Origin of the sequence: Arthrobacter sp. FW305-BF8 (assembly GCF_021789315.1) — a bacterium.
In the GTDB taxonomy this organism is placed as follows: domain Bacteria; phylum Actinomycetota; class Actinomycetes; order Actinomycetales; family Micrococcaceae; genus Arthrobacter.
This window is the reverse complement of sequence record NZ_CP084561.1, coordinates 1,378,790-1,405,769: the sequence shown is the minus strand read 5'-3', so window position 1 is coordinate 1,405,769 and position 26,980 is coordinate 1,378,790. Positions and strand designations below refer to the sequence as shown.

Genomic DNA, 26,980 nt, shown 5'->3' with positions numbered 1-26,980 from the left:
CAATTTGCGCAGAACCCCCAAGCTAGTCGATGAGTACCGGAGGCTCGACGCGCTCCCGGGACTCTGCGCGCTCGGGGACGCTGGCGGAACGCTTCATGGAACGGTGGTGCAGCCAGTTCCCCGCCGCCAGGGCGGCCACGAGGGCGAACGTGCTCAGGAGCTGGGGACGGGAATCCTCGCCGATGAAGCCCACCGTGAAGATGGCGGCGAGAATAACCAGGCCAAGGCCCGTGAACCAGGGGAAGCCCGCCATCCGCAACGGAAGGAAAGTACCCTCACGGTCCGCGCGAAGACGCAGGGCAAGTTGGGCGAGCAGGGCGGAGGCCCACACCAGCAGGGACGTCGAGCCCACGATGTTCAGCAGGAGGGGAAGGACCTTCTCCGGGAAGGCCACCTCGAGCACCGCCGTCACGACGCCGAAGGAGACGCTGGCCAAGACTGCCACCACCGGGACCCGGGACCTGGACAGCGAGGCGAGGACGCGCGGCGCTTCACCGCGCTCGGCGAGGGAGAACGCCATCCGGGAGGCGCCGTAGAGGTTGGCGTTGAGGGCGGAGAGCAGGGCCGCGACGGCAACGAAGGTGATGGCGGTGGCTGCGCCGTGCATGCCTGCGGCCTCCAGTACGGCAGCGAACGGGCTCTTCAGGCCGGCCGATCCCACAGGAACCACGGCCGCGATGATGAAGATCGCGCCGATGTAGAAGATGAGGATGCGCCAGAGGACGGTGCGGACGGCCAGTCCGACGCTGCGGGCAGGATCCTGGGTTTCGGCTGCGGCTACGGAGACAATCTCGGTGCCGCCGAAGGCGAAAGCCACCACGAAGAGCGCCGTGGCGATCCCTGCGAAACCGTGCGGGGCGAAACCGTCCCCGGTGAAGTCGAAGTTGGCCAGGCCCGGTGACTGGACGCCCGGCAGCCAGCCAAACAGGAGGGCGACGCTGATGAGGAGGAACCCGACGATGGCCGCCACCTTGAGCAGCGCGAACCAGAACTCGAATTCGCCGAAGTTCTTCACCCGGGTGAGGTTCACGGCGGTCAGCACCGCGATGAACACGAAGGCCATCAGCCATACCGGCAGGGCGGGGAAGATCGTGGAAAGCAGGCCTGCCGCGCCGAGCGCTTCAGCCGCGATGACAACCACCAGCTGCAGCCACCAGAGCCAGCCCACGGTGGCGCCGGCCACCGGCCCGAAGGCCCGGGCGGTGTAGACGGAGAAGGCGCCGCTGTCCGGGGTGGCGGCAGCCAGCTCACCCAGCGCCCACATCACGAGGATGATCAGGGTGCCGGCCACCAGGTAGGAGATCAGCACCGCCGGGCCGGCGGCCTGGATGCCGGCGCCCGAACCGATGAAGAGACCGGCGCCAATGGCGCTTCCCAGTCCCATCATTGTGAGCTGGCGGGGTTTCAGGGCGGCGCCAAGCGCCGGGGCAGACGTCATTGTCTGTTGTTCCATGGGGAGTCCTCTGGGTTGTCTGTCGAACAGGTGAAGATCGAACGGGTAAAGGTGGAACAGGTAGAGGTTTCAGGCCGCGTGGGCTGCCGAGACGGCTTCCAGAACCTGGAGCACGCGGTCGTTGGAGGCAGGGTCGGCAACGGTGATCCGGATGCCGTCGCCCTGGTAGGCGCGGACCATGATGTCCGCCTGGTCGAAGGCGGCCACGAGCCTGGCCGTGAGGCCGTCGTCTGCCCGGATCCACAGGAAGTTGCCCTGGCTTGGCTGCAGTTTCCAGCCCTGGGCTTCCAGCCGTGCGGCCAGCCGCGAGCGCTCTTCCTTGACGACGGCGACCCTCGCCTGCATCTCGCCGGCCGCGTCCAGCGAAGCGACGGCGGCCTTCTGGGCCAGGGCGGTCACGGAGAACGGAATGGCGGTCCGGCGCAGTCCCTCCGCGATGTCCGGCGCTGCCACGGCGTACCCCACACGCAGGCCGGCGAGTCCGTAGGCCTTGGAGAACGTGCGCAGGATGCAGACGTTCGGGTACTCGCGGTAGAGCGCCAGGGAGTCGGGGCCGCTGCCGGCGTCGGCGTATTCCACGTAGGCCTCGTCGATCACCACGAGGATGTCGGAACGGACGGAGCGGAGGAACGCCTCAAGGCGTTCGTGGCTGATCGGGACGCCGGTCGGGTTGTTGGGAGTGCAGAGCAGGACCACCTTGGTCCGTTCGGTGACGGCGGCGGCCATGGCGTCGAGGTCGTGGCCTTCGGCATCGTCCAGCGGTATGCGGACGGGCCTGGCACCTGCCAGCTCCACCAGAATGGGGTAGGCCTCGAAGCTCCGCCACGCGAAGATCACTTCATCACCGGCGTCGCAGATCCCGGTGATGATCTGCTGGAGGACGCCGACGCTGCCGGGTCCCACCGCGATTTCCCTGGCGCTGACGCCGAGGTGCCCGGCGATCCGTTCGCGGAGTTCGACGGCGGCCATGTCCGGGTAGCGGTTCATCCTGCCGGCCGCTTCGGCCACCGCAGCGGCGGCCGAGGGCAGGGGTTCGTAGTGGCTTTCGTTGCTGGCGAGTGCCGCAATGTCCGCGCCGGCGCTGCGCCGGCCCGGGACGTAGGACGGGAGTCCGGACACGGCCGCACGCAGGATGGGGTGCGACCTGCCGGTTGCCGCCAGGATCTGATCAGTGGTCATGAGGCTTGATCATGGAAGTGACCCCGGCCACATTGCAAGATACTCTTGGTCCCTTGGGATTTCTGCTCAACTTCTAACGTCTGCGATGAATATATGACCATCCCCAATCCCCGCACCTTCGATTCCCTGGACGCCAGGATCATCCTCGCCCTCGATGAGGACCCCGAGGCCAGCGCCCTCGCACTTTCCCGGACCCTCGGCGTCGCACGGAACACGGTGCACGCGCGCCTCGCCAAGCTGGAGCGCGGCGGCGCCCTCCGGTCCTTCAGCCGGAGGCTGGACCCGGCGGCCTTCGGCTACGGCCTGCTGGCCTTCCTTTCCCTGGCCATCAGCCAGACCCGCGCCGGGTCGGTGGAAAACGGACTCGAAGCCATTCCGGAGGTCATCGAGGTCCATGCCACCACAGGGGACGCGGATCTCATGGCCAAGGTGGTGGCCCGGGACACGGCCGATCTTTACCGCATCACCAACCAGATCCTGGAAATCGAGGGAATCCAGCGGACCAGTACCGCCATTTCGGTCCTGGAACTCATGCCACCGCGCTTCGACGGCCTGCTGAACCGGCTGTCTCAGCAAGAGAGCCGCCCGCCGGGCTAAGGAGGCCGTGACCGGCGCCACAGTGTGCATATTTTCACTATACAGCGATATCCACTGACAAATATCCCAACCGATATCAACTCTCTTGCTTATCTGGAGTCTGGATCTGAAGATTCCTGCATGACTTCACTTACAGTGTCCGGCCGGGTGGCGCAGGTTCTCAGCAGCTACCTCAGCGATGTGTTCGGCGTGATGGGCAACGGAAACGTCTACTTCCTGGACGCCGCCGAGAAGGAGGGCCTCCGCTTCACCGCCGTGCGCCATGAAGGCGCCGCCATCGCGGCGGCGGACGCCTACTACCGGGCATCGGGACGCCTCGCGGCCGGGACCACCACGTACGGCCCCGGCTACACCAACGCCCTGACGGCCCTCGCGGAAGCGGTCAAGGCGCAGATCCCCACCGTGCTCGTCACCGGGGACGCCCCGAGCAGTGGCACCCGTCCCTGGGACGTGGACCAGGCGGCCATCGCCGCCGGGCTGGGTGCGGTCACCTTCACGGTCACCCGTGAAAGCGCGGGCTCCATCACCCAGGAAGCGGTGGAGTACGCACTTGCCCGGCGGACCGCCGTCGTCATCGCCATTCCGTACGATCTGGCGGCCGTTGAGGCGGCGGACGAAGAGCTTCCCGCGCCGCCGGTGGCGGCTGCCGTGAGGGACGACGCCGACGGCGGACTTGGCCGGGCGGCCGAACTTCTGGCCGGCGCCAAGCGGCCGCTCATCCTTGCCGGCCGCGGTGCGCACCTCGCCTTAGCCGGCCCCGAACTCCGGGAACTCGCCGACCGCCTCGGCGCGCTCACCGCCGGGACAGCACTGGCGCTGAACCTGCTGCAGGGCGAGGGTTACCTCGGCGTTGCGGGCGGCTTCGGCACGGATACCGCCGCCGGGCTGATGGGCGAGGCGGACGTGGTGCTCGTGGCGGGAGCAAGCCTGAGCCCGTTCACCATGCGCTTCGGGCACCTGATCGGCCCGGACGCCACCGTGATCCAGATTGACGCAGGCATGGAGCCGACGAACCCGCGGGTGGACCTGTTCGTCACCGGGGATGCGAAGGCCGCCGCCGCCGGGCTCCTCCGGCTGCTGGATGACGCCGCCCTTTCGGGGGCCGAGGCCTCCAAGGTCTGGCGCGCGGAGGCACTCAAGCGGCTGGCCGAAGGACCCTGCCACCACCCCGGCACCGCGGAGACCTCGGACGGCCGCCTTGATCCCCGGGCGCTGGCCACGGCACTGGATGCGGTCCTGCCGGAACGCCGCACCGTGGTCCAGGACGGCGGGCACTTTCTCGGCTGGGCACCCATGTACTGGCACATCCCGCGTCCCCAGGACCTGGTCATGGTGGGAACCGCCTTCCAGTCGATCGGGCTCGGCCTTGCCAGCGCCGTCGGGGCCGCCCGGGCCGTGGACGACGGCAGCACCCTGGTGCTGGCCGCGGGCGACGGCGGATTCCTGATGGGCCTGTCCGACCTGGAGTCGCTCGTGGGCGCGGCGAGCAGCGCCGTCGTCGTGATTTATAACGACGCCGCCTACGGGGCCGAGATCCATCAGTACGGCTCGCAGGGCCTGACCGAAAAGCCCATGCTGATCCCCGAGGTGGACTTCAGCGGCATCGCCCGCGCGATCGGGGCGGAATCGGCGATCATCCGCACCCTGGCGGACCTCTCCGCACTCCAGGACTGGATCGACGCCGGCGCCAAGGGCACCTTCGTGGCCGACTGCCGCATCACCACGAACGTCCGGGCCCCGTGGCTGAGCGAATGGATGCAGGCGAAGGAGACCGCTGCAAAGGAGACGGTCGCCAGCTAGGTGCTATCGGGTCGATTCGGGCGTCAGCTGCATTTCTTCAGTTCCTCGGCGAGCATCACGATGATCCCGCTGGGACCGCGGAGGTACGTGAGCTTGTAGAGGTCTTCGTAGGTCCCCACGCCGCGCAGCGGATAGCATCCGTGCTTGGCAGCGATCTCAAGGGCCTTGTCGATGTCGTCCACCGAGAAGGCCACGCGGTGCATGCCGATGTCGTTGGGACGCGTCGGCTCCGACTCGATCGCCTCGGGATGGATGTATTCGAAGAGCTCAAGTTGGCCGTGACCGTCCGGGGTCTGGAGCATCGCGATTTTGGCGTGGTTTCCATCAAGTCCAACGGCAGTATCGGTCCACTCGCCGCTGACCGTGTCCCGGCCGACGACGGTAAGACCGAGATCGGTGAAAAAGGCGATTGCTGCTTCCATGTCGCGAACAGCGATACCAACATTCTCAAGTTTGATGGCCATGCGTTGAAAGCTACCAAGGCGGAGGGATTAGCTCCAGTGGTCGGGGCGATGGCAGTCGTGCCCACGCGCGTGCTGGAGGGCGACCATCCGCAAATTGCGCCGGTGATCGCCTTCGAGCCGATCGCCTTCAAGGCTTAGGCTCCCTTCGTCCTGGCCTGGACCAAGTTGGCGAAGGGCAGCTTGCCGTAAGTCCTGACGAACTCCGCGTGGTACGCGGCTTCGGCATGGTTCAGCTCCTCCGCTGCCAGTTCCTTCCACGCGAGGACCAGCGATTGGGAGCCGGCGAGTTGCCAAATGAGCCGCCCGTCCCAATGGCCGACAGGCTTCCCGCGGCCGAAGTCAGTGAACTCTTGAACATGCTTTCGCAGTCCGCGGTTGCCAGTGCTTCCCGGGCCGGCTTTTCCGATGTAGAGGACATCCGCGTTGTCGATCCATTCCGCCTCCAAGGCAGGTTTGGGCAGGGATGGATCCCGCTTCTTGAAGCGGGCTCCCAAGCTCCTCGCAAGGAACACCCGCTCGAAGCCCTCGGGTTTGAGCACTACATAGATTCCGGGGGCCCGTGGAACCCGGTTGATATCCAGCTGATCAAACGATCTGAATCCGGCGAACCCGTCGTCTTTCAGCGTCTGTTTATTGATCGGCAATGAGTGTTCCTTAAGTTTCTCCGGGCTAGACGGACCAGCTTACGGGCAGGCCTGCGAGATGGATAATGATCGGATCCGGCCGCGATAGTAGGGTGCGGGGCGAAGCAGACGGGCAGGCTTGGAGTCGAAAGGGGGCACCGTGATTGCAGTGCTCAACCGGCTCGTCGAATTCGTCGAGGGCCACCTAACGGACGAGATCGACGTCGCCGGCTTGGCGATGAGTTTCGGCACGACGGAGTACCACCTCCGCCGGATGTTCTCATCGCTGGCCGGTATGCCGCTGTCCGAGTATGTCCGGAGGCGCCGCATGGCGGTCGCCGCAGCAGACATTCTCGACGAGGGCGAGCTGTTGGGCATCGCAGTGAAGTACGGCTATGGTTCCACCGAGGCGTTCGGCCGGGCGTTCCGGTCGGTGCATGGCGTCGGCCCCGGTGACGTGCGCCGGGACGGCGGCCCCCTTCGTACGCAACCGCAGCTCAGGTTCCGCCTGACCGTAGAAGGGAACACCACCATGGACGCTCGCATCGCAGACCGACCGGCATTCGGGCGCATCGGCCATTCGGCCCGGGTGCCGCTCATCCACCACGGCGCCAATCCGCACATCCAAGCGCACATCGCCTCGTTGCCGGCAGCCGAGCACATTCGGCTCAAAGCGTTGAGCAACACCGAGCCCGCGGGCCTGCTCCAGGTGAGCGCGGATGTCGACCCGGACTACACGGAGGGCAGCGAACTGACCTACCTCCACGGCGTCGCCGTCGCCGAAAAGACGCCGGTGCCCGAGGAGCTCGACGCAATCGAAGTTCCTGCCGGCACCTGGGCGGTGTTCAAAGCCGAAGGCGAGTACCCGGCGGTCCTGCAGTCCACGTGGGCGGCCACCGCCACCGACTGGTTCCCGTCAAGCCCGTGGCGGCTCCGACCCGGGCCCTCGATCGTGGCAGTCCTGGACCGCGCCGCCGACTTCAGCACGGCCAGCTGTGAATTGTGGCTCCCCGTAGAACGCGCCTAGCCGTGCAGCCGCCCGATCGGCGACATCTTGCTGCTTGCAATCGGACTGCACGGAGTTATGAGACAACCCTGCGTTAGTGGAGGCATTGTCAGGTTTCTTCGAAGTTCCTTGCACTGAATGTGCAGAGTCGTCTGCACTGGGTGTAATTCTCACTGAGGTTGTGAACGCGGCTGATGGGGGTCTTGCCTCCGATGCCGGTATGGGTTCTGTGGACGCTTCTATGTCTGTCAAGCGGATGGAAGGGGGTGCTGGCACGGCGAACCAAGATGGTTTGCCGGTGGGCGGGGCGGCTTAGGTGACCGGCCAGCGTCCCCTCTCCCCCGTTGTTTTGGCTGCTGGCGAAGCTTGCGGAGCTGGAAAAGTCCGTGAGTCGGCGTGGCCCAGCCAAGAACTGACGTGCCTAACGGCACTGTCTTTCCGACGATCTGTCAGCCGGTCAAGGTCCGCCAGAGGGTGTCGAGCACCCCTTCAAGGCTCCCCTACGAGCAGCTGAACCCATCGCCGTACCAAGGCGACATGTCTCATAACCCAGATGCCTCAAATCACTAGGGTTGGAGACATTTTTGGCTGGCCCACGGGAGCGCGACAAATAGTGCCGCCATTTACCGTTGAAAGTCCACGCAGGGTCTGGCCCCTATTTATCACCCCTACCTCTGAAGGTGCTCCTACACGCCTGCAAGTTGCGGACCGTGCGGCCGAGGTCTTGACGTCACACTTGCATTTTGCAAGTATGAGCCGCATGAGCCTTTTCATCACCTGCCCGGTCGAAAGCGTCCAGCGCGCGACCGCCTTCTATACCGCCCTGGGCTGGACCCTCAACCCTGAAATGTCCGATCACAACGTGTCATGTTTCGCGATCGCGCCCGAGCAGTACGTCATGCTCGGGAGCCGCGAGATGTATGCGAGCGTCGGCGGCGCCGAGGAGCTGGTCGGCGGACCAGATACGCCCTCGAAGGTCACGGTCTCGTTCGACCTCGGCAGCCGACAGGCGGTCGATGAGCTCGTCGAGCGCGCCGGTGCCGCCGGCGGGCGGATCGGTGATATCGACGACTACCCCTTCATGTACCAGCGCCAGTTCGACGACCCCGACGGCTACCACTACTCGCCGTTTTGGATGAAACCGGACGCCGATCCGACCGAGTGAGCGACCTCGCCGCTGCCCTCGATATCGTTGGAGCACGGTGGGCCTTGCTCATCGTGGAGCGGCTGCTCGACGGGCCGCAGCGCTACGGTGATCTGCAGCGTGACCTCGGAGTGCCGACGAACATTCTCGCGGCCCGCCTGCGCGAGCTCGAAGCGGCCGGGGTACTGTCCCGTCTGCCCCTCCGCCACAACACCCGGGCCTATGCTCTGACCGATCGCGGGCTTGCCTTGCGTGAGGCGATCATCGCGCTAGGACGCTGGGGCAGCGAGGAGGCCTAGGCGTGGCGCGGAATAGCGCTGACGCCAGGAGACCTGCCCGCCCGGAAAATGCGGAGAGTTTTTGTACAGGTAATGGGTCCTGAAGGCCTCGGAACGGCCATTATCTGTCCAAAAACTCGAAAGAAATGTCCGCGGTGCCCTTTAGAGTGAACTGACGGCAAGTGGGCCGCAGAACACCGAGGACACGATGGACTACTACGCAATCAACGCGCTGCGTGAGAACCATGCAGGCTGGTCGCTTTTGCGCGCCCAGAACGCCCCGCTCGCGGTCTCGTTCTTCATGGCCGCGTTCACCAGCCCCAACCAGCGAAACCTCGGCCGCCAGCAGCTCATCGACAGCCTCGACGACGTGCTCTTCGGCCTGCGCGATGCCTACGGTGAGGATAAGTTCCCCCGCCAGGCTGCCGAGTACCTGGACGACTGGGCCGCCCCCGAAAGGGCTTGGCTGCGGAAGTACTACATCCAGGGCCAGGACGAGCCCCGCTACGACCTCACCGCCGCGGCGGAGGACGTGGTCCGCTGGGTCGAAAGCCTGCGCGGACGGGACTTCGTCGCCACCCAGTCCCGGCTCACCAGCATCTTCGCGGTTCTTGAGCGGCTGGTCCAGCAGTCCGAAACAGACCCCGAAAAACGGCTCGAAGAACTCCAAAAACAAAGAGACAACATCGACGCCGAGATGCAGCGCATCCGCGACGGCAACATCCGCGTCATGACCGCCCCGGAGGCGCTGGACCACTTCCAGCAGCTGACCGCACTTGCCAAGGACCTCCTCTCGGATTTCCGCGAGGTCGAGCAGAACTTCCGCAAGCTGGACCGCCAGGTCCGCGAGCAGATCGCCACCTGGGACGGCACCCAGGGCGAGCTCCTGGAATCGATCTTCGCCAACCAGCAGGACATCAGCAGCTCCCTCCAAGGCCGGACGTTCCAGGGCTTCTGGGACTACCTCATGTCGCCGGAGTCGCGGCGGAAACTGCAGGAGCTCCTCCAGCGCGCCACCCAAATCGAGGCACTCGCACAGTCAGACAGCCTGCATACCGTCACCAATCTCCACCAGGACTGGCTGCCCGCCGTCGAGCAGACCCAGGGCACCGTCCGACAGCTGTCCCAGCAGATGCGCCGGCTGCTTGATGACAAGGTGTTCCTGGAGAACAAGCGCATCATGCAGCTCATCCGCAGCGTCGAATCCGGCGCCCTCGCCACCAGGGAGCAGCCCCCGCCAGGGGAGTTCACAGAAATAAGCGCCCCACACGTGGACATCACCCTCCCCTTCGAACGCCCGCTGTACGAGCCGAGCCGGCGGGTGATGGTGGACGATGCCGTCGAAACCGCCGACGACGCCGACGTGGACGCCGGCGCCCTGTTCAGCCAGTTCCATGTGGACAAGGAACGTCTCAAGGCCAACATCGACGCCGTGCTGGCAGAAGGGGCGGAGCAGGCCACCCTCGCGGACGTCACCAAGAAACACCCCGTCGAACAGGGCCTCGCGGAGATCGTGGCCTACTACCAGCTGGCCACGGAGTCCGACTGGGCCACCATCAACCCCGACGCCGAGCAGCACATAGCCTGGCAGCTGGAAGACGGCAGCATCCGCGAAGCCACCCTCGAACAGATCATCTTCGGAAGGCCCGCATGAACCCGGCAGCCAATTCCTCAAGCACAGCGGAAACGGAAACCCGGACACCCGAGGAACTTCCCGGCGTCGTCACCCGGCTCTTCAAAGGCGTGCTGTACGCCGAAGGGGACGAGAAGCTCTGGCAGTCGCTGCTGGGCCTGACCTCCCAGGTCCGCGACTACGTGTCCGTGCTGGGGCTGGACCTGATCCTGGACGAGTCGGAGGGCTACGCGTTCCTGAAGTCGCGCGAGGACGCGGACGGCACGCTCCCCCGGCTGATCCCGCGGCGGCAACTGACCTTCCACGTCAGCCTGCTGCTGGCCCTCCTGCGCGGCCGGATGCTGGAGTTCGACACCAACAGCAGCGAGCTCCGGCTCATCATGACCGAGCAGGACATCGCGGACATGGTGGCCGTCTTCCTGCCCGAATCCAGCAACGAGGCCCGGATCATGGACCGGCTCGCCACCGACATCAGGAAGGTGGTGGACCTCGGCTTCCTGCGCAAACTCCGCGGCCAGCCCGGCACGTACGAGGTGGCGCGCATCCTGAAAGCGTTCGTGGACGCCCAGTGGCTGGAGGAGTTCGACGCGCGGCTGGCGGACTACCGCGCCACCCTCACCGGAGCTGGACCCACCGGAGCGCCGGTCACCAAAGAGGAGGACGGCAAGTGACCACGGACGTTCAGGACACGCTTTTCAGCCTGGAGGAAAAGACGGACGACGGCGGGACTCCCCCGGGCTTCCGGCTGCACCGTCTGGAGCTGCTCAACTGGGGCACGTTCCACCAGGGCGTGCGGACGTTCCGGCTGGACGGCGCCAACAGCCTGCTCACCGGCGACATCGGCTCGGGCAAGTCGACGGTGGTGGACGCGATAACCACGCTGCTGCTGCCGGCCAACAAGATTGAGTACAACAAGGCGGCCGGCGCGCAGAAGAAGGAACGCTCGCTGATGTCGTACGTGCGCGGGTTCCACAAGAGCACGCGCAGCACCGGCGGCGAGTACTCCAAGCCCGTGGCGCTGCGAAGCACCGGGGCCCTGACCGTGGTGCTCGCCGTCTTCCACAACGCCGTGCTGGGCAAGTCGGTCACGCTGGCCATCACGCTCTGGGCTACCCAGGAGGCGGGGCAGCCGAGCCGGTTTTACTCGCTCGCCGAGGTTGACCAGTCCATCGCGGCGGACTTCTCGAACTTCGGCCAGGATCCTGCCAAGCTGAAGAAGAAACTCCGCGCGGCTGGCGCTGCCGTCCACGACACCTTCGAGCCCTACGCCGCGGCCTTCAAGCGGCAGTTCGGCATCAGCGGCAACCAGGCCATGGAGCTGTTCCACCGCACGGTGTCCATGAAGCAGGTGGAGAACATCACCTCTTTCGTGCGCACCAACATGCTGGAGGAGGACAACGTCGGAGAGCGCATCGGCAACCTCATCCACCACTTCGACGACCTGAAGAAGGCGCACGACGCGGTGCTCCGGGCCAAGGACCAGATCGCCCTGCTCACGCCGATCACGGACGGCGCCGCCCAGCACGCGAAGCTGAGCCACGACGACGAACTGGCCCGCCGGCAGCGCGACCAGCTGCACCCCTGGTTCACGGACCGGAAGCTGCAGCTGAGCCTCGAGCACCAGGCGGAGCTGGAACGCACCGGCGAACGGCTGCAGGAGGACAGCACCAAGCTCCGCACCGACATTACGGAGAAGCGGCACGAGCTGTCCGCCGTGCAGGAGGACATACGCACCAACGGCGGCGGCCGGCTCGCCGCCATCGACGCCGACATGGCCCGGCTCGCCGTCGAATCACGGACCCAGCGGCAACGCTTCGACACGTACGCCGCGGCAGCGAAGGACCTGGGGCTCCGGCCGCCCGAGGACAAAGTGCTCTTTGACGGCAACCGCGCCCGGCTGGCCGAGGTGGAGGCAGCACTCGGCAAGAGCTCCGATGAGCTGCAGGACCGACGCACCGAGCTAACCATGACGCATACCGTCCTGACCGGCCGGGCGTCGGACATCGGCGCCGAACTGCGCAGCCTGCAGTCCCGCCCCAACCTGCTGCCGCTCCCCCAACTGGAGCTCCGCCGTCGGCTGTGCGACGGAACGGGCATCGCGGAAACGGCGCTGCCGTATGCCGGCGAGCTGCTGCGGGTCCGCGACGGCGAGGGCGCCTGGGAGGGCGCGGCCGAGCGCACGCTGCACGGCTTCGCGCTGTCCCTGCTGGTACCGGCCGAGCACTACCCCGCGGTGAGCAGCTGGGTGGATGCCAACAACCTGCGCGGCCGGCTGGTCTACCTGCGGATCGGCGAATCGCCGGCGGCCAGGACGGCCGAGCCGGGCACGCTGGCCGCGAAGATCGCCATCAAGCCGAACACGCCCTTCCGCAACTTCCTGCTGGACGAGCTCACCACCCGGTTCGACCATGTCTGCTGCGACACCCTCGAGGACTTCCGCCGCTACCCCAAGGCGCTGACCGTCAACGGGCAGCTCAAGGGCGGCCGCGGCCGGCACGAAAAGGACGACCGGCGGGAGCTCACGGACCGGCGCAACTATGTGCTCGGCTGGGACAACCACGACAAGATCAGCCGTTTCCTCGCCGAGCAGGACGAGGTCAGGGGCCAGCTGACGGTCACGGAGGCCCAACTGGCCAAGGTGAACGAGAGCCTCGGCGCGCTGCGCCGGCAGAACCAGCAACTCGGCACCGTCCGCTCGGTGGCCGACTTCGGCGAGATCAGCTGGCAGTTCACGGCCCGGCGGATCGAGGAGCTCAAGGCGGAGAAGCTCGAGCTTGAGACGGCCAGTGATGTGCTGAAGCAGCTGACGGTCAAGGAATCCGCCGTCACGAACGAGCTGGAGCGGCTGGAGGAACGGGCCGGCAAGCTGCGTGAGCGGCTGGGCGCCAACGAGAAGGACGCGAGGGACATCGCGGAGGCGATTGAGGAATGCCGCGGCATTCTCGCCGAGACACCCTTGACGGACGACGGCGGCGTGCTGGCCGCCGTCGAACATCTCACCCAAGCGGCGCTCGGGGACAAAACGCTGACGTACAAGAACACCGGCGCGGCGGAAAGCACCGTCCGCGCGGGGCTGACGGACATGATTGATGCGCTGTCCAAGCGCATCGCCCGGGCGGCGGAGAGCACCGTCCGGCTGATGGCGGACTTCCGCAACAAGTACCCGAACGAGACCACGGACATCGACGCCGCGCTCGAGGCCGCGGCGGACTACAACCGGCTGCTGGAGCAGCTGGTCAGCAACGATCTGCCGCGGTTCGAGGCGCACTTCAAGGAGTCGCTGAACCAGAACACCATCCACGAGGTGGTGGCGTTCAACGCGTTCCTGGACAGCCGGCGGCAGGACATCGTGAACCGGATCGGCGAGATCAACCAGTCGCTGGCCGGGATCGAATACAACCCGGGCCGGCACATCCAGCTGGAGCACCAGAACACGTCGGACCAGGACGTGCGGGAGTTCGGCGTCGACCTGCGGGCCTGCTCGGAGGGAACCATCGGCGACGAGGACCAGTACTCGGAGCAGAAGTACCTGCAGGTGGAGCGGCTGATCGAGCGCTTCCGCGGCCGCGAGGGCCTGAGCACGCTGGATGAGCGGTGGACGGCCAAGGTGACGGATGTGCGGAACTGGTTCACGTTCTCGGCGTCGGAGAAGTGGACCGAGACCGGCGAGGAGTTCGAGCACTTCACGGACTCCGGCGGCAAGTCGGGCGGCCAGAAGGAGAAGCTGGCGTACACCATCCTCGCGGCGGCACTGGCGTTCCAGTTCGGGCTGGGGTCCGGTGCAGGCGCATCCAAAACCAAGAACAGCGGCCGGAGTTTCCGGTTCGTGGTGATCGACGAGGCGTTCGGCCGCGGGTCGGACGAGTCTGCGCGGTACGGGCTCCAGCTGTTCCAGCGGATGAAGCTGCAGCTGCTGATCGTCACGCCACTGCAGAAGATCCATGTGATCGAGCCGTTCGTCTCGCACGTGGGGTTCGTGGCGAACACCAACGGCGACGACTCGCAGCTGCGCAACATGACCATCCAGGAATACCGCGACGAACGGGACCGGCGTGGCGGGTGACTCCTGGACGACGGCGGCGGGGCTGCGGGCGCAGTCGCTGAAGGCGTGGAACAGTGGGGCGCTGCTACGGGAGCTGCTTGAACCGTCGGGCGCGTATCCGCGACGCCGTTCACTGAAGCGTCCGACGGCGGCAACACTGTTGAGTGAATACGCTGCGGCCCAGCGGTGGGCGGCTGAGCTGTTCGCCGGGGTTGGTCCGTACGAGCTGGAAACAGTGGAGGTGGGGCGCCGCACCGTGGGCTCCAACCGGATCCCCGCGGCGGCAGTGTTCGCGACGGTGGACGACGAGATCGGGTTTGTCGGGAAGTCCCGGGAGGCGGCGCGGTTCCGGGAACTGGTTGCGGGACTCGGTGCGCTGGATCCGCTGCTGTGCGGCTGGGCCGCGCGTCGGCCGCTGAAGCTGCTGGAGCTGGGCAACGATGTGCTTTCCGCCGCGCGGGTGGCGCTGTGGCTTCGGGACAACCCGATGCCCGGGGGGTGTCAAGTTTTCTGTGTAAGGGACCGGTCGGTTATCCGTTCTGCCGGTTGGTCAGATCGGAAGTCGGTTGGGGAACTGGACGGCGAAAGCGTTTAGTGCCTGGTGCCATCCTTGGGTGCCGGTTCCGAGCTCGCCGCCGCGGGTGGTTTCGATGTTCCGGATCCCGAGGTAGACCAGCTTGATCGCGGCCTCATCGGAGGGAAATGAGCCTCTGGTCTTTGTGATTTTCCGGAGCTGGTAGTTGATCGATTCGATCTGGTTCGTGGTGTAGATGACCTTCCGAATTTCCGGGGTGAAGGCCAGGAACGGGGTGAAGTCCTCCCATGCGTTCCGCCACGCCAGCACCGCCCCGGGCGCCGTGCTCTGCCAGGCCTGCGCGAATGCCTCCATGGCCAGTTCGGCGGCCTGCACGGTCGGTGCGGTGTAGATCGGGCGCATGTCCCGGGCCATGGCTTTGCGTGCTCCGTAGGAGGCGTATTTCATGGCCGAGCGCAGCAGGTGCACGACGCAGGTCTGCACGACGGTCTGCGGGTAGATGCTGTTCACCGCTGCCGGCAGCCCGGTGAGCCCGTCGCAGCACAGGATGAGGATGTCGGCGGCTCCGCGGTTGCGAATCTCGGTGAGGACGTTGGCCCAGAACTTCGCCCCTTCCGAGGTGCCCAGCCACAGGCCCAGGACCTGCTTGCGGCCCTCCACGTCCACGCCGACGGCCACGTGGCAGGCCTTGTTCACCACGACCCCACCGTCCCTGATTTTCAGCCAGATCGCGTCAATGTAGACGATCGGATACACGGACTCCAGGGGCCGGTTTTGCCATTGGGCGACCTCGTCGGCGATCACGTCCGTGACCCTGGAAATCGTCGCGGCGGAGACCTTGGTCCCGTAGATCTCATCGAGGTGGGAGCCGATGTCCCTGGTGCTCATTCCCCGGGCGTAGAGGGACAGGATCATGTCTTCGACCTTGCCCAGCCGGCGGGCCCGCTTTGGCACAATCACGGGCTCGAAAGAACTGTTCCTGTCCCGCGGCACGGTGACCTGCACCGGGCCTTGGAGAGTCTGAACACTCTTGGTGGTCTTGCCATTGCGGGAGTTGCCCGTGCCCTGCCCGGCGGGGTCCCCGGACTCATAGCCAAGGTGGTCACTCATCTCGGTTTCCAAGGCCCGTTCCAGTACCGCGCGGGTCATCCGGGAGAGCAGTTCCTCCACGCCGTTGCGGCCCTCTCCGAGGTCCTCGGCGGCCGTGACGAGCGCGTCAATCTGGTCGGCGCTCAAAACGCCTTCAAGGGGGTTGGTGGTCATACTGATTTCGGCCAAGAGGGCCCGTCCTTTCAGGGGTGAAACCGCAGGTCACACCCTAGTTAGAGACCGGACCCTTACACACTCAATGAAACACCCTCGATGCCCGGAATCTACGTCCGGCAGCTGGGACTTCCCGGCGTGCACACGAAGTTCATTGAGCGGCACCGGCAGGTCATCGATCAATTGCTGGCCGCTGTCACTGCACCCGGCTCAGAGGTTGACGGGGCGGACACCGACTCCGAGGCGCCCCTAGACGAGGCCCTAGCAGCGGCCGAGCCCGAGGTTGCCCTGGACGACGGCGCCGGCCGTACCCCGGCAGCCCGCTTCGCCCGCCGTCATGGGTTTCTGCACCCGCCTGAGCTCGTCCGTTTCCGTATCCTCGACCCAGCGATTCCTGCACTCGGCGGCGCTCGGGATATCACCGTCACCGCAGAGGCATTCAGTACTCTGCAACTGCCGGTGCACACTCTGATCGCGACCGAGAACCAGGTCAATTTCCTCGCGCTGCCGGAAAGGCCCGGAACGCTGGCGCTGTATGGGGCAGGCTACGGATTCTCATCTTTGCGGGAGGCCCGCTGGCTCCGCGAGTGCGAGGTCCTCTACTGGGGCGACATCGACACACACGGCTTCCGGATCCTTGACCAACTCCGCGCCGTACACCTGCATGTAGAGAGCGTCCTGATGGATGAGGAAACGCTACTCGCCCACCGCGACGCCTGGGGAACGGAGCCGTCACCGTCGCGCGCTACGCTGACGAGGCTGTCCGCGGAAGAGTCGGCGCTTTACGATGCACTGGGCAGCGACAAGTACGGCCCATCCGTCCGCCTCGAACAGGAGCTCATCAATTGGGACTGGGCACTCGAACGGCTCCGCCCCGGTGGTTGATCCTGTCGAAACCCGGAAATTATGCTAGTCAGCGCCCCAGCCCGAGAAAGACAGCAAGCGATTGTTCAACTGCAACCATCGTCTTGGAATCTATCCGGCCTACCCGCTGCCCCAGGTTGGAGCGGCGGACTGTTGTGAGCTTGTCTACCATGATCTGGCTTACGCGCTCCAAGCCGGTGAGCTGTCCCGGTTCAACCGTCAGTCTCAGCAATGGGGCGTCCGTGAGGTGGGACGTCAGTGGCAGTAGGGTGACCGACTCGGATGCTGCAAATAGGTCATCCTGAATGATGAGCGCGGGCCTGGGCTTTTGCGCGTATGTCCCGCCGGACACCGTCCACAGCTCACCGCGATTCACTCCGGCCAGTCTTCCGAGATCTGTTCTATGAAATCCTGGTCGTCGCCTGCGCGGTCAGAGTCGGCAACCGCCAGTGCTTGGCGCTCAGCCTCGTACCTGAACTTTTCCGTCCTTGTGTCTGGCACCCACAGTTGAATCTGTCGGAACCCTCGCTCGCGCATGGCAAGCCGGTGCCTTGCCACCCGATCCCTAACGCTCATAATTCAACGTTACATGTAACGCGTCCGTTTGTCGCTGGCGCCGGCAGGCTCCGTGAGCCTCCGCCACCGGCACTGCGAGGTGAGTTTTTGTCCAGATAATGGCTCCTAAAACCCTCGGAGCGGCCATTATCTGGACAAAACTCGGAGTGGGATGGGTTGTCCTGATACCGGGAAGTCAGGACTCCAGCCGGCGAAGCGTCTCCTTGGCGCCCCGGTCATGCAGACTGGCCAAGGCTTCGGAGTACTCAGTGACAAAGCGCTCGTTATCGATCAGGTCGCCGAAGACTTCACGGTTTGAGATGAAGGACAGCGGCTCCTGGTGCTGGCGTGCGGCAGCGGCCATCAGGGTGTCCTTGAGCCGGTCCACCACCTCAATCCGGTTGCCCTGCTCGTCCGTTCCTTCGTCATACCGGGCCCAGCTCGCCACGATGGCAGCCGACCGCTTGATCTCTCCCCCGTTCTCTAGGTTGATGCGGACCACCGGCAGGAGCCACTTCGGGATCCGGTCGGAGCTCTCGGCACAGAGCCGGGCCAGGGTGTCGCGCACGTATTCGTTGGAGAAGCGCTCGATCAGCGTGCGCTTGTAGGTTTCGAGGTCAATGCCGGGCACCGGCTGCAGCGTCGGGGTGGCTTCCCTGTCCATGTAATCCAGCAGGAACCGGGCGAACAGCGGGTCCTGCGCCACCTCGTGCGCGTAGCGGTAGCCGGCGAGGTAGCCGAAGTAACACATGCCCTGGTGGCTCGCGTTGAGCAGGCGCAGCTTCATCAGTTCGTACGGCTCCACGTCCTCCACCAGCTGCACGCCGGCCTTTTCGAACGGCGGGCGGCCCCGGCTGAAGTGGTCTTCCAGAACCCACTGTTCAAAGGGTTCGCAGACCACCGGCCAGCCGTCCTCCACACCGAATTCCTCGGCGATGGCCTGGCGGTCCTCGTCTGTGGTGACGGGGGTGATCCGGTCCACCATGCTGTTGGGGAAGGGCACGTTCTCGGCGACCCAGGCGCCAAGTGCCGGGTCCTTGAGCGAAGCAAAGGCGGTGAACATCTTCCGGGCCACATCGCCGTTGCCCTGGATGTTGTCGCAGGACATCACGGTGAAAGGTTCCAGGCCGCGTTCCCGACGGCGGCGCAGGGCTTCGGTGACCAGTCCAAAGGTGGTCCGCGGCGCGGCTCCCGCCTGGAGATCGTGGACCACGTCCGGGTTTTCGGCGTCGAAGTCGCCCGTGACGTGGTGGAAGTTGTACCCGCCCTCCGTGACGGTCAGCGAAACGATCCGGACGGCGTCGGAGGCCATTTTTTCGATGACTGCTTCCGGGTCCTCGGGGGCGAAAAGGTACTCGATGATCGAGCCGATAACCCGGCCTTCGCGTGTGCCGTCGGGGTTCTTCACCACCAGCGTGTACAGGCAGTCCTGCTCGTCCATGACCTGCTTCATGCGGGCGTCGCCGGGCAGGACGCCCACTCCGCAGATGGCCCAGTCGTGTCCCAGGCCGGCGTTCATCAGCTGGTCCAGGTACATGGCCTGGTGGGCGCGGTGGAAGCCGCCGACGCCGAAGTGGACGATCCCCGCCGTCAAAGCCGAGCGGTCGTAGGACGGTTTGGCCAGGCTGGCCGGAAGTTCTGCCAGTGCGGAATCTGTGAGCATGTGGTGTTCCTTTCAGAGCGGGCTGTCAGCGGCCCGGGTAGACGACGGCTTTGAGCTGCCCGGGCTGTTTGCCCGCGATGAGTGCCTCTTCGGATTCGGCGAGGGCGAATTTTCCGGTGACCAGGATGTCCAGGTCCACCTTGCCGTCGGCGATCAGTTGGATGGCCAGCGGCCAGGTGTTGGTGTAGCGGAAGACTCCGGAGAGCCAGATCTCACGGTTCTGGATGAACGAGACGGGGAGTTCGACGTCGTCCGCCCCCAACCCCACGAGGATGACCTTCCCGGCGGGGCCTACGGCCTTAATTCCGGAACGGACCGCCTGCGGTGCGCCGGAAGCGTCGATGAAGGCATCGACGTCGAGCCCTTCCACGGTGTCCGTCTTCGCGTTGATCGCATGGGTTGCGCCGTGTTCCAGGGCGAAGGCCAGGCGGTCCTCGGCGATGTCGCTGATGTAGATTTCGGTGGCGCCGAAGGCGCGGGCTGCCTGGGCCGCGATGATGCCGATGGGTCCGGCACCGGCGATCAGTACCCGGCTGCCGGGGCGGATCCCGGCGCGTTCGCAGGCCCAGAGCCCCACGGAGAGCGGTTCGATGAGGGCGGCGGCCTCGTCGCTGACGCTGTCCGGGATGTCGTAGGCGAAGTCGCTCTGGATGGTCACGTATTCGGCGAAGGCGCCGTCGACCGGCGGCGTCGCGTAAAACTCGATGTCCGGGCAGAGGTTGTAACGGCCCGCCTTGCACTGCTTGCACGTGCGGCAGGGGCGTTGGGGTTCGACGGCGACGCGCTTGCCGATGCGGTCAGGGCTGACGGAGCTTCCGACGGCTGCGATCCGGCCGGAGAGCTCGTGGCCGAGGATCAGCGGGTGGTCCACCACGTAGTCGCCGATCCGGCCGTGTTCGTAGTAGTGGACGTCGCTGCCGCAGACGCCGACGGCGGCCACCTGCACCAGGACCTGGTCGGGCTCGAGGTCCGGGACGGGCAGCGTCTCCATTGCCATGTCGCCTTGGCTTCTCAGGACAGCGGCACGCATGGTGGCGGGCACGTCCGGCTGTGCTTGCTGTTCACGCTGGCCCGGGGCCGGGGACTGTGCGGTTGATGTGGTCATCAAAGTATTCCTCTGAAAGTCGGGATAAGAGTGCGGGGCTAGTTGACCGCGCTGGTTATTTCACCGCGCCGAGCGAGAGGCCCTGGACGAGTTTGTCCTGCGCGGCGAAGCCGGCGAACAGCACCGGGAGCGAGATGACGACGGCAGCCGCGCAGACTTTGGCGAGGAACAGGCCCTGGCCTGAGACGAAGCCGGTCAGGAACACCGGGGCGGTGCCGGCGACGACGCCGGTGAGGACCCGGGCCAGGAGCAGTTCGTTCCAGCTGAAGATGAAGCAGATCAGGGCTGTGGCGGCGATGCCCGGCATGGCCACGGGGGCGATAATCTTGCGCAGGATGAGCAGGAGGTTCGCGCCGTCAATCTGAGCGGCTTCCAGCATTTCCTCCGGCACCTCAGCGAGGAACGAGCGCATCATCCACACCGCGATGGGCAGGTTCATGGACGTGTACATCAGGATCAGGAACCAGATGTTGTCCAGGGCGCCGACGGTGCGGGCGAAGAGGTAGAGCGGCAGGATCGCGGCCACCACCGGCATCATCTTGGTGGAGAGGAAGAAGAACATCACGTCCGTCCACTTCTTCACCGGCCGGATCGACAGGGCGTAGGCCGCGGGGATGGCGAGGACCAGGACGAGGACTGTGGAGAGAATCGAGGCCGTGGCGGAGTTGATCATGGGCGGCCACGGGCTCACTCCGGAGCTGGCGCCGAAGAACTCCTTGTAGGCGTCCAGGGTGAGGTTGGCCGCGATGGAGGGCGGGTTGGTGGCGGCGTCGGTTTCGGAGTGGAAGGAGGTCAGAATCATCCACAGAACCGGGGTGGCGAAGAGCAGGGCCAGCAGCCAGGCGGCGATGCCGGCCGCGGTGTTGTTCCGGGTGGGGTCCATCCGGGACTTGGACTTTAGCTTTCCGGAACTGCGGCGGGGACTGCCGCTGTTCAGGGCGGTGGGGCCGGAGGGTGTGCCTTGGGCTGCGGCAGGAGTGAGGGTGCTCATCGTGCTGCCTCCTTCTTGAAGAGCGAGAAAACGGTGCGGAGGGCGAAGGTCGCCACGATGATGGTGCCGATGACCACCACGACGCCGGCGGCGGATGCCAGGCCGTACTCGTTGGCGAAGTAGAACGTCTGGTAGATCGCGTAGGGCAGGTTGGCGGTGCCCAGTCCCCCGGCGGTGAGGGTGAAGACGGAGTCGAAGTTCTGCACGATGTAGATGGCTCCGAGCAGGCCGCCGAGTTCCAGGTACTGGCGCAGGTGCGGCAGCGTGAGGTGGCGGAAGATGCCCCACGGCGTGGCGCCGTCCATCTGCGCCGCCTCGACCGTGTCCATCGGGCGGGACTGCAGGCCTGCGAGCAGGATCAGCATCATGAAGGGGGTCCACTGCCAGACCAGGGACACGATGACCGCCATCAGGGGCGCCTGGGACAGCAGGTCCAGCTGCGGCGGTGTGGCGCTGCCGAACAGGGACCAGGCCCAGGTCAGGATTCCGTTGATCAGCCCGTAGGTCGGGTTAAGCAGGGCGTGCTTCCAGATCAGGGCCGCGGCCACGGGGACCACCAGGAACGGTGCGATCAGCAGGGTCCGCGCCAGCCCGCGGCCGATGAACTTCTTGTCCAGCAGCAGGGCCAGGCCCAGGCCGATGAGCAGGCTGAGCAGGACCACGGAGACCGTGAGCAGGATGGTGGTGAAGATGGCCTGGCGCAGGTCCGGGTCGGTGAGGACCGTGACGTAGTTCTCCAGTCCGGCGAAGGCGGTCTTGTCCGGACTGAGGCTGTTCCAGTTCAGGAACGAGATGATCAGCGTCACCACGAACGGAAGCTGGGTGACGATAATGAGGAAGATCAGGGCCGGGAGCAGTGGTGCGCGCCGTGCCCAGGCCAGGGCGCGTTCACGCGACCGGGCGTTTCGTGAAGGAGTGGCTGCGTGGTGTCCCGGGCGGGAGATGCGCGCCGTTGCGGTAGTCATGGGATTCTCCTGCGGTTCAGTGGTGGTCACTTGTACTTGTTGCCGATTTTTTGCGCTGCTTCCTGGCCTTTGGCCAGCGCATCGGCAACGGTGCCCTGGCCCGCGATGGCGGAGCTGACGCCCTGGGAGACGTTGGTGCCCAGGGCAGCGAACTCGGGAATGCCGACAAACTGGATCCCGACGGCGGGGCGAGCCTGGGCGCCGGGGTTCTTCGGGTCGGCGTTCTCAATAGCGAAGCGTTCAGCCTTGAAGAACGGCGCCGCCTGCTGGAACTCGGCGTTCTCGTAGGTGGAGATGCGCTTGCCGGAGGGGACCTTGGCCCAGCCGAGCTTGGCGGCGACGAGTTCCTCGTAATCTTTTGAGCTGGCCCAGGCGATGAACCTTGAGGCGGCGTCCTGCTTTTTTGAGGCCGCCTGCATGGCCCAGGACCAGGTCCAGAGCCAGCCGGAGGACTTGGTTTCCTTGACAGGGGCCTGGGCGTAGCCGATCTTCCCCTTCACCGGTGACGCATCGGCTTCCAGGGCGCCGGCCGCGGAGGTGGCGTCGTACCACATGGCCACCTTGCCCTGGCTCATGTTGTTCAGGCACTCGGTGAATCCGGCCTGCGCGGCCCCGGCTTCACCGTGCTCGCGGACCAGCTTCGTGTAAAACTCGGTGGCGGCGGTGAATTCCGGGCTGTTGACCTGGGCGTTCCAGTCCTTGTCGAACCAGGTCCCGCCGAAGGTGTTCACCACGGTGGTCAGCGGCGCGAAGACCTGGCCCCAGCCGGGCTGGCCGCGCAGGCAGATGCCCTTCATCCCCGTAGCCGCCCCGTCAACCTTCGCCGCGATATCGGCCACCTCGTCCCAAGTGGGCTTCTCCGGCATGTCCAGGCCCTTGGCCTCCAGGATGTCCTTGCGGTACATCAGGAACGAGGATTCACCGTAGAACGGCTCACCGTACAGCTTGCCGTCCTTGCCGGTGAGGGACGCCGTGTAGGCCGGCAGAATGTCGTCCTGGTTGAACGCGGCATCCTTCGCCACGCTGTCCAGCGGGGCCAGCCAGCCGTTGGCCGAGAAGAACGGGATCTCGTAGTTGGACAGGGACGCGACGTCGTACTGGCCGGCCTGGCTGGAGAACTCCTGGCTGATCTTCGCCCGGACATCGTTCTCCGGCAGCACGGTGTAGTTGACCTTGATGCCCGTTTCCTTGGTGAAGTTGTCCGCGGTGAGCCGCTGCAGGTCCTCCATCTGCGGGTTGTTCACCATCAGGACATTGATGCTGTTGGGGTCGCCTGCGGCTGATCCGCCACCGGCTCCGGCGCAGGCCGAGGCGGACAGGGCGATGCACAGGGCACCTGCGGCCAGCGAGGCGGCGCGCATGTTGGGACGCATAAGAACTCCTTTGTGCTCAAGAGTCGGGACACGAGGCCGGGCCGAAGTAGTGGGCCCGGACTCTAGGGGCCGCTTGGCCCCGGTCGGTTCTCGGTTGAGTATGCTCATATGAGCTTCGCTAACTGCTCATCTGTCATGCGACTCTAGTCATATATACTCGTTTGAGCAAGAGGCAATACTCAAATGATCAGACGTGCGAGAGGTGACCAGCATGACGGAGCACTCCCATGAAGAGCTTCTGGCGCGCATCAGCAGCGAGTACTACCTGGAGAACCGTTCCAAGGTGGAGATTGGCGCCACCTATGAGATCTCACGGTTCCAGGTGGCCCGCCTGCTCACGGAGGCGTTCGAGAAGGGCATCGTGGAAATCAAGGTGCATTTCCCGTCCCGCGTCTCCGCTGCCGACATCCGGCGCATCGAGTCCGCGCTGGGGATTGGCGAGGTCATCGTTGCGGAGACCACCGGGGACGTGATCCAGGCGCGCGGCATCCTGGCCAAGTCGGCCGCCGTCGAAATTTCCCGGCAGGCACCCGCCGGCGGGACCATCGGCATCTCCTGGTCCCGCACCCTGGACGTGGCCTCGCGGCTGGTCCGGGAGCTTCCCCGGTGCGACATCGTCCAGCTTGCCGGCGCCCTCCCCACAGAAGGCGAGAGCAATCCCCTTGAGCTGATCCAGCGGCTGGGACACGTGAGCGGGGGTCTCACCTGGCCGCTGTGGGCACCTTTGGTGGTTGAAGATCCGACGACGGCGGCCGGCTTGCGCCGCCAGCCGGAGATCGCCGAGGCCCTGGCCAAGGCGGATTCACTCGACCTGGCCGTCGTGGCAATCGGCGCCTGGAAGCCCGCCACCTCCACCGTCTGGGACCGGGCCGACGCCCAGGTGAGGCAGGCGGCCGTGGAGGCCGGCGCCGTCGGGGAATGCTCGGGACGCCTGCTGGACGCAAAAGGCGTTGCGGTCGAATCCGGGCTGGACGAACAGATCATCGCCGTCACCATCAAGCAGCTGCAGCGGACCCCGAAGGTGGTTGCCGTGGCCCAGGGGGAGGCACGGGCTGAAGCCGTGCTGGCCGTGGCCAAGGCCGGCTTCGTCACCACGCTGATCATTGATACGCCGCTGGCCCAGGCCCTGACTGACCTGATCGACGAGGAGAAGAGTTAATGAGCACAGTCATCGGGGTGGATTCCTCCACCCAGTCCTGCAAGGTCCTTGCCGTGGACGCCGAAACCGGTGACGTGATGACGTCTGGTGCGGCGGCCCACCCTGATCTCACCGCCGTGGACCCGTCCGTGTGGACCTCCGCGCTGCGGGAAGCATGGCATTCCGCCGGCGCCGACCGGCTGGGCGGTTCCGTCTCCGCTGCCGGCATCGCCGCCCAGCAGCACGGCATGGTGGCCCTCGACAGTTCCGGGACGCCCGTACACGATGCCCTGCTGTGGAACGACACCCGCAGCGCACCGGACGCGGCGAGGCTGCGGGACGAACTTGGGCCCGAAGAGTGGGTGGACGCCGTCAACCTCGTCCCGGTCGCTTCGTTCACCATCTCCAAGCTGGCGTGGCTGGCGCAGAACGAACCGGACGCCGCGAACCGCGTCGACCAGGTGGTCCTCCCCCACGACTGGCTCAACGGCGCCCTGGGCGGGGAGTTCACCACGGACCGGAGCGACGCCTCCGGCACCGGCTACTTCTCCCCGGTCACCAACAGCTACCGGACAGACCTGCTGGAACGCTTCTTCGGACGCGTACCGCGCCTGCCGCGCGTCGTGGCGTCGAACGAGCAGGCCGGAACCGTAAAGAACGGCTGGGGCATCGACGGGGCCGTCCTCGCGGCCGGCGCCGGGGACAACGCCGCAGCGGCGCTGGGACTGGGGCTGCGCCCGGGCGAGGTGGTGGTCTCGATCGGCACCTCAGGAACCGTCTTCACCAGCTCACCCTCCCCCATGCCGGATCCCACCGGGGCAATCGCGGGATTCGCGGACGCGGCGGGCGGCCACCTGCCCCTGCTGGCCATGCTGAATTCCGCCCGGGTCATGGCCGCGACGGCGGCCATGCTCGACGTCGACCTGGCGAAACTGGACGCCCTGGCGCTGGCCGCCGGCAGCGACGCCGGCGGGCTCACCTTCCTTCCCTATCTCGACGGCGAGCGCAGCCCCAACCTGCCGCACGCCAGCGGCAGCCTGGCCGGCCTCACCAGAAGCAACATGACCCCGGAGAATCTCGCCCGCGCCTCCGTACTGGGGGTGCTGAACTCTCTCGCGGATGCCATCGACGTCCTGCGGCAGTCCGGCGGCACCCCGGACAAGATTCTCCTGATCGGCGGAGGCTCCAAATCACAGGCCCTGCGCCAAGCCGCAGCGAGCATCTTCAACCTGCCCGTCGAGGTGCCGGCAAGCAGGGAATACGTCGCGCTCGGCGCAGCGAAACAGGCCGCATGGGCAGCCACCGGAGAGCTTCCCGACTGGAAGCGCAGCATCGAGGCTGCCTACGAACCCGACGGGGACTGGGGCTTGGGCGTCCGGGAGCGCTATGCCGAGGTGCGCAAGAGCTTTTACGGGGTGTGAGGTCTGCTGGTTGAGCCTGTCGAAACCAGGGCCCGCACGTTAAGCCTGTCGCAACCGATGTTCAATGTACGATCTCCCTCAGTGAACAGGCCACCGCCTGCTGCACTCTTGCGAAGTCTTCTTGGGGAGAGACCAAATGCTGGAACTGAAGCGCATCTATTGGACCCGTCAATTGCTCCAGATGGCCACGGTTGCCTTGACTATCTGGATCTTCGCCGCCGCTTTCCTCGCGGTCAGGGCGAATACCCTGAAACCCTCGGTTAGCCAGCCGGCCACTCCTGTGACCGGGATATTCAGCCAGATGTTCGACGGCGTCCTGCCCGCCGTCGCGCTCCCGGGAGTGCTCGTCGTCGTCCTGATCGTGACCGTACGCGTCATCCAGAGCCGCGACGTCAGACGCCAGGATCCGGTCCGCCGCTTCACACGGCAGCAGCGCCGCGAAGGGATGGCCCGCGCAGGCGGCCAATGTGAAATGGAAGTGGGCTTCAGTCGGCGCTGTCCGCGCCCCGCCGAGCACGGCGACCATTTTTACCCGTGGTCCAAGGGCGGCTCCACCAGCCTGCTGAGCTTCGTCGCCGCCTGCAGCAGGTGCAACCGGGCGAAAGGGGCGCAGGTCCCGTCGCCAGGACAACAGGCAAGGCTGGAACGACGCCGACGGACCTACGTCCCTCTCGGACGTGCAGTCGCCGTCGGCGAACGGCAGCCGCTCCCATAGCCGGAGCGCGGGCTCTCTCGGTAGGCACATCAAGGCAATGCATGAGGCTGGGCGGACGCCGCGCCAAGCCCAACAGTGCTACAGCGCGTCCTTCAAGACCGCTATCCGCGCACAATGGACGGAACGGAACTACGGGAAGCAGAACCTCCAGCCCGAAGGTTCCCGTCCTGAGG

26 protein-coding genes are annotated in these 26,980 nt (G+C 65.9%); 14 read left to right on the top strand and 12 right to left on the bottom strand.

Going from position 1 to position 26,980, the window contains the following annotated elements; genetic code table 11:
* Positions 1-22: 22 nt before the first annotated feature.
* Both LFT45_RS06275 and hisC read right to left on the bottom strand, forming a co-directional pair.
* A complete protein-coding gene (locus LFT45_RS06275; RefSeq protein WP_236807538.1) occupies positions 23-1,453 on the bottom strand; it encodes an amino acid permease in 1,431 nt (476 codons plus the stop codon).
* Between the two features lie 69 nt (positions 1,454-1,522).
* Positions 1,523-2,632: a histidinol-phosphate transaminase gene (hisC, locus tag LFT45_RS06270; protein ID WP_236807537.1), complete on the bottom strand. Its 1,110-nt coding sequence runs from the start codon at positions 2,630-2,632 to the stop codon at positions 1,523-1,525.
* 93 nt (positions 2,633-2,725) lie between these two features.
* Here hisC and LFT45_RS06265 point away from each other — a divergent pair, with 93 nt between their 5' ends.
* Positions 2,726-3,229, top strand: a complete 504-nt coding sequence (locus LFT45_RS06265; RefSeq protein WP_236807531.1) for an Lrp/AsnC family transcriptional regulator — start codon at positions 2,726-2,728, stop codon at positions 3,227-3,229.
* 120 nt (positions 3,230-3,349) lie between these two features.
* Positions 3,350-5,029 carry a thiamine pyrophosphate-binding protein gene (locus LFT45_RS06260; protein ID WP_236807529.1) on the top strand — a complete coding sequence of 560 codons (1,680 nt, stop codon included), beginning with the start codon at positions 3,350-3,352 and terminating at the stop codon, positions 5,027-5,029.
* A 23-nt stretch (positions 5,030-5,052) separates the two neighbouring features.
* Here the strand turns inward: LFT45_RS06260 and LFT45_RS06255 are convergent, their stop codons facing one another.
* Positions 5,053-5,451, bottom strand: a complete 399-nt coding sequence (locus tag LFT45_RS06255) for a VOC family protein (RefSeq protein ID WP_236809051.1) — start codon at positions 5,449-5,451, stop codon at positions 5,053-5,055.
* Between LFT45_RS06255 and LFT45_RS06250 the strand changes: the two genes are divergently transcribed.
* A complete protein-coding gene (locus LFT45_RS06250; RefSeq protein WP_236809494.1) occupies positions 5,344-5,631 on the top strand; it encodes a hypothetical protein in 288 nt (95 codons plus the stop codon). The two genes, LFT45_RS06255 and LFT45_RS06250, sit on opposite strands and share 108 nt — an antisense overlap.
* Here LFT45_RS06250 and LFT45_RS06245 read toward each other — a convergent pair.
* On the bottom strand, positions 5,628-6,137 hold the full coding sequence (locus LFT45_RS06245; RefSeq protein WP_236807528.1) for a hypothetical protein: 510 nt from the start codon (positions 6,135-6,137) through the stop codon (positions 5,628-5,630). The two genes, LFT45_RS06250 and LFT45_RS06245, sit on opposite strands and share 4 nt — an antisense overlap.
* A gap of 139 nt (positions 6,138-6,276) precedes the next feature.
* Here LFT45_RS06245 and LFT45_RS06240 point away from each other — a divergent pair, with 139 nt between their 5' ends.
* From LFT45_RS06240 to LFT45_RS06210, 7 genes are all read left to right on the top strand, one after another.
* Complete coding sequence (locus tag LFT45_RS06240; protein WP_236807527.1) at positions 6,277-7,143, top strand: AraC family transcriptional regulator; 867 nt, start codon at positions 6,277-6,279, stop codon at positions 7,141-7,143.
* Positions 7,144-7,882: 739 nt separating this feature from the next.
* Complete coding sequence (locus LFT45_RS06235; protein WP_236807526.1) at positions 7,883-8,287, top strand: VOC family protein; 405 nt, start codon at positions 7,883-7,885, stop codon at positions 8,285-8,287.
* Entirely contained in the window at positions 8,284-8,565 is a 282-nt protein-coding gene (locus LFT45_RS06230; RefSeq protein WP_236807525.1) for a winged helix-turn-helix transcriptional regulator, read from the top strand. The genes LFT45_RS06235 and LFT45_RS06230 overlap by 4 nt, the downstream gene beginning before the upstream one ends.
* Positions 8,566-8,752: 187 nt before the next feature.
* Entirely contained in the window at positions 8,753-10,198 is a 1,446-nt protein-coding gene (locus LFT45_RS06225; RefSeq protein WP_236807524.1) for a DUF3375 domain-containing protein, read from the top strand.
* Positions 10,195-10,848: a DUF4194 domain-containing protein gene (locus LFT45_RS06220; RefSeq protein WP_236807523.1), complete on the top strand. Its 654-nt coding sequence runs from the start codon at positions 10,195-10,197 to the stop codon at positions 10,846-10,848. Before LFT45_RS06225 ends, LFT45_RS06220 begins: the two co-directional genes overlap by 4 nt.
* Positions 10,845-14,240: an ATP-binding protein gene (locus tag LFT45_RS06215; protein WP_236807521.1), complete on the top strand. Its 3,396-nt coding sequence runs from the start codon at positions 10,845-10,847 to the stop codon at positions 14,238-14,240. The genes LFT45_RS06220 and LFT45_RS06215 overlap by 4 nt, the downstream gene beginning before the upstream one ends.
* Entirely contained in the window at positions 14,230-14,814 is a 585-nt protein-coding gene (locus LFT45_RS06210; RefSeq protein ID WP_236807519.1) for a DUF3322 domain-containing protein, read from the top strand. The genes LFT45_RS06215 and LFT45_RS06210 overlap by 11 nt, the downstream gene beginning before the upstream one ends.
* Here LFT45_RS06210 and LFT45_RS06205 read toward each other — a convergent pair.
* Positions 14,770-16,017 carry an IS256 family transposase gene (locus LFT45_RS06205; RefSeq protein WP_236809048.1) on the bottom strand — a complete coding sequence of 416 codons (1,248 nt, stop codon included), beginning with the start codon at positions 16,015-16,017 and terminating at the stop codon, positions 14,770-14,772. The genes LFT45_RS06210 and LFT45_RS06205 overlap by 45 nt on opposite strands.
* A gap of 99 nt (positions 16,018-16,116) precedes the next feature.
* Here LFT45_RS06205 and LFT45_RS06200 point away from each other — a divergent pair, with 99 nt between their 5' ends.
* Positions 16,117-16,902: a Wadjet anti-phage system protein JetD domain-containing protein gene (locus tag LFT45_RS06200; protein ID WP_236807518.1), complete on the top strand. Its 786-nt coding sequence runs from the start codon at positions 16,117-16,119 to the stop codon at positions 16,900-16,902.
* A gap of 28 nt (positions 16,903-16,930) precedes the next feature.
* Here the strand turns inward: LFT45_RS06200 and LFT45_RS06195 are convergent, their stop codons facing one another.
* From LFT45_RS06195 to LFT45_RS06165, 7 genes are all read right to left on the bottom strand, one after another.
* Positions 16,931-17,233, bottom strand: coding sequence for a type II toxin-antitoxin system PemK/MazF family toxin (locus LFT45_RS06195; RefSeq protein ID WP_236809045.1), 303 nt, complete (start codon positions 17,231-17,233; stop codon positions 16,931-16,933).
* 20 nt (positions 17,234-17,253) lie between these two features.
* Positions 17,254-17,418 carry an antitoxin MazE-like protein gene (locus LFT45_RS06190; protein ID WP_236809042.1) on the bottom strand — a complete coding sequence of 55 codons (165 nt, stop codon included), beginning with the start codon at positions 17,416-17,418 and terminating at the stop codon, positions 17,254-17,256.
* 214 nt (positions 17,419-17,632) lie between these two features.
* A complete protein-coding gene (locus tag LFT45_RS06185; RefSeq protein WP_236807516.1) occupies positions 17,633-19,099 on the bottom strand; it encodes a mannitol dehydrogenase family protein in 1,467 nt (488 codons plus the stop codon).
* A gap of 25 nt (positions 19,100-19,124) precedes the next feature.
* Positions 19,125-20,204: an NAD(P)-dependent alcohol dehydrogenase gene (locus LFT45_RS06180; RefSeq protein WP_272912773.1), complete on the bottom strand. Its 1,080-nt coding sequence runs from the start codon at positions 20,202-20,204 to the stop codon at positions 19,125-19,127.
* Between the two features lie 55 nt (positions 20,205-20,259).
* On the bottom strand, positions 20,260-21,195 hold the full coding sequence (locus tag LFT45_RS06175) for a carbohydrate ABC transporter permease (protein ID WP_236807514.1): 936 nt from the start codon (positions 21,193-21,195) through the stop codon (positions 20,260-20,262).
* On the bottom strand, positions 21,192-22,160 hold the full coding sequence (locus LFT45_RS06170) for a carbohydrate ABC transporter permease (RefSeq protein ID WP_236807509.1): 969 nt from the start codon (positions 22,158-22,160) through the stop codon (positions 21,192-21,194). Before LFT45_RS06170 ends, LFT45_RS06175 begins: the two co-directional genes overlap by 4 nt.
* 26 nt (positions 22,161-22,186) lie before the next feature.
* The gene (locus LFT45_RS06165) at positions 22,187-23,533 is read right to left on the bottom strand and encodes an ABC transporter substrate-binding protein (RefSeq protein ID WP_236807507.1); all 1,347 of its coding nucleotides are present in this window, start codon (positions 23,531-23,533) and stop codon (positions 22,187-22,189) included.
* 211 nt (positions 23,534-23,744) lie between these two features.
* Here LFT45_RS06165 and LFT45_RS06160 point away from each other — a divergent pair, with 211 nt between their 5' ends.
* The 3 genes from LFT45_RS06160 (at position 23,745) to LFT45_RS06150 (ending at position 26,807) form a co-directional block, all read left to right on the top strand.
* Positions 23,745-24,692 (top strand): sugar-binding transcriptional regulator, encoded by a 948-nt coding sequence (locus LFT45_RS06160; protein WP_236807505.1) that lies wholly within the window; start codon positions 23,745-23,747, stop codon positions 24,690-24,692.
* Entirely contained in the window at positions 24,692-26,092 is a 1,401-nt protein-coding gene (xylB, locus tag LFT45_RS06155; protein WP_236807504.1) for a xylulokinase, read from the top strand. The genes LFT45_RS06160 and xylB overlap by 1 nt, the downstream gene beginning before the upstream one ends.
* A 136-nt stretch (positions 26,093-26,228) precedes the next feature.
* Positions 26,229-26,807 carry an HNH endonuclease gene (locus tag LFT45_RS06150; RefSeq protein ID WP_236807503.1) on the top strand — a complete coding sequence of 193 codons (579 nt, stop codon included), beginning with the start codon at positions 26,229-26,231 and terminating at the stop codon, positions 26,805-26,807.
* The last annotated feature ends 173 nt before the right edge of the window (positions 26,808-26,980 follow it).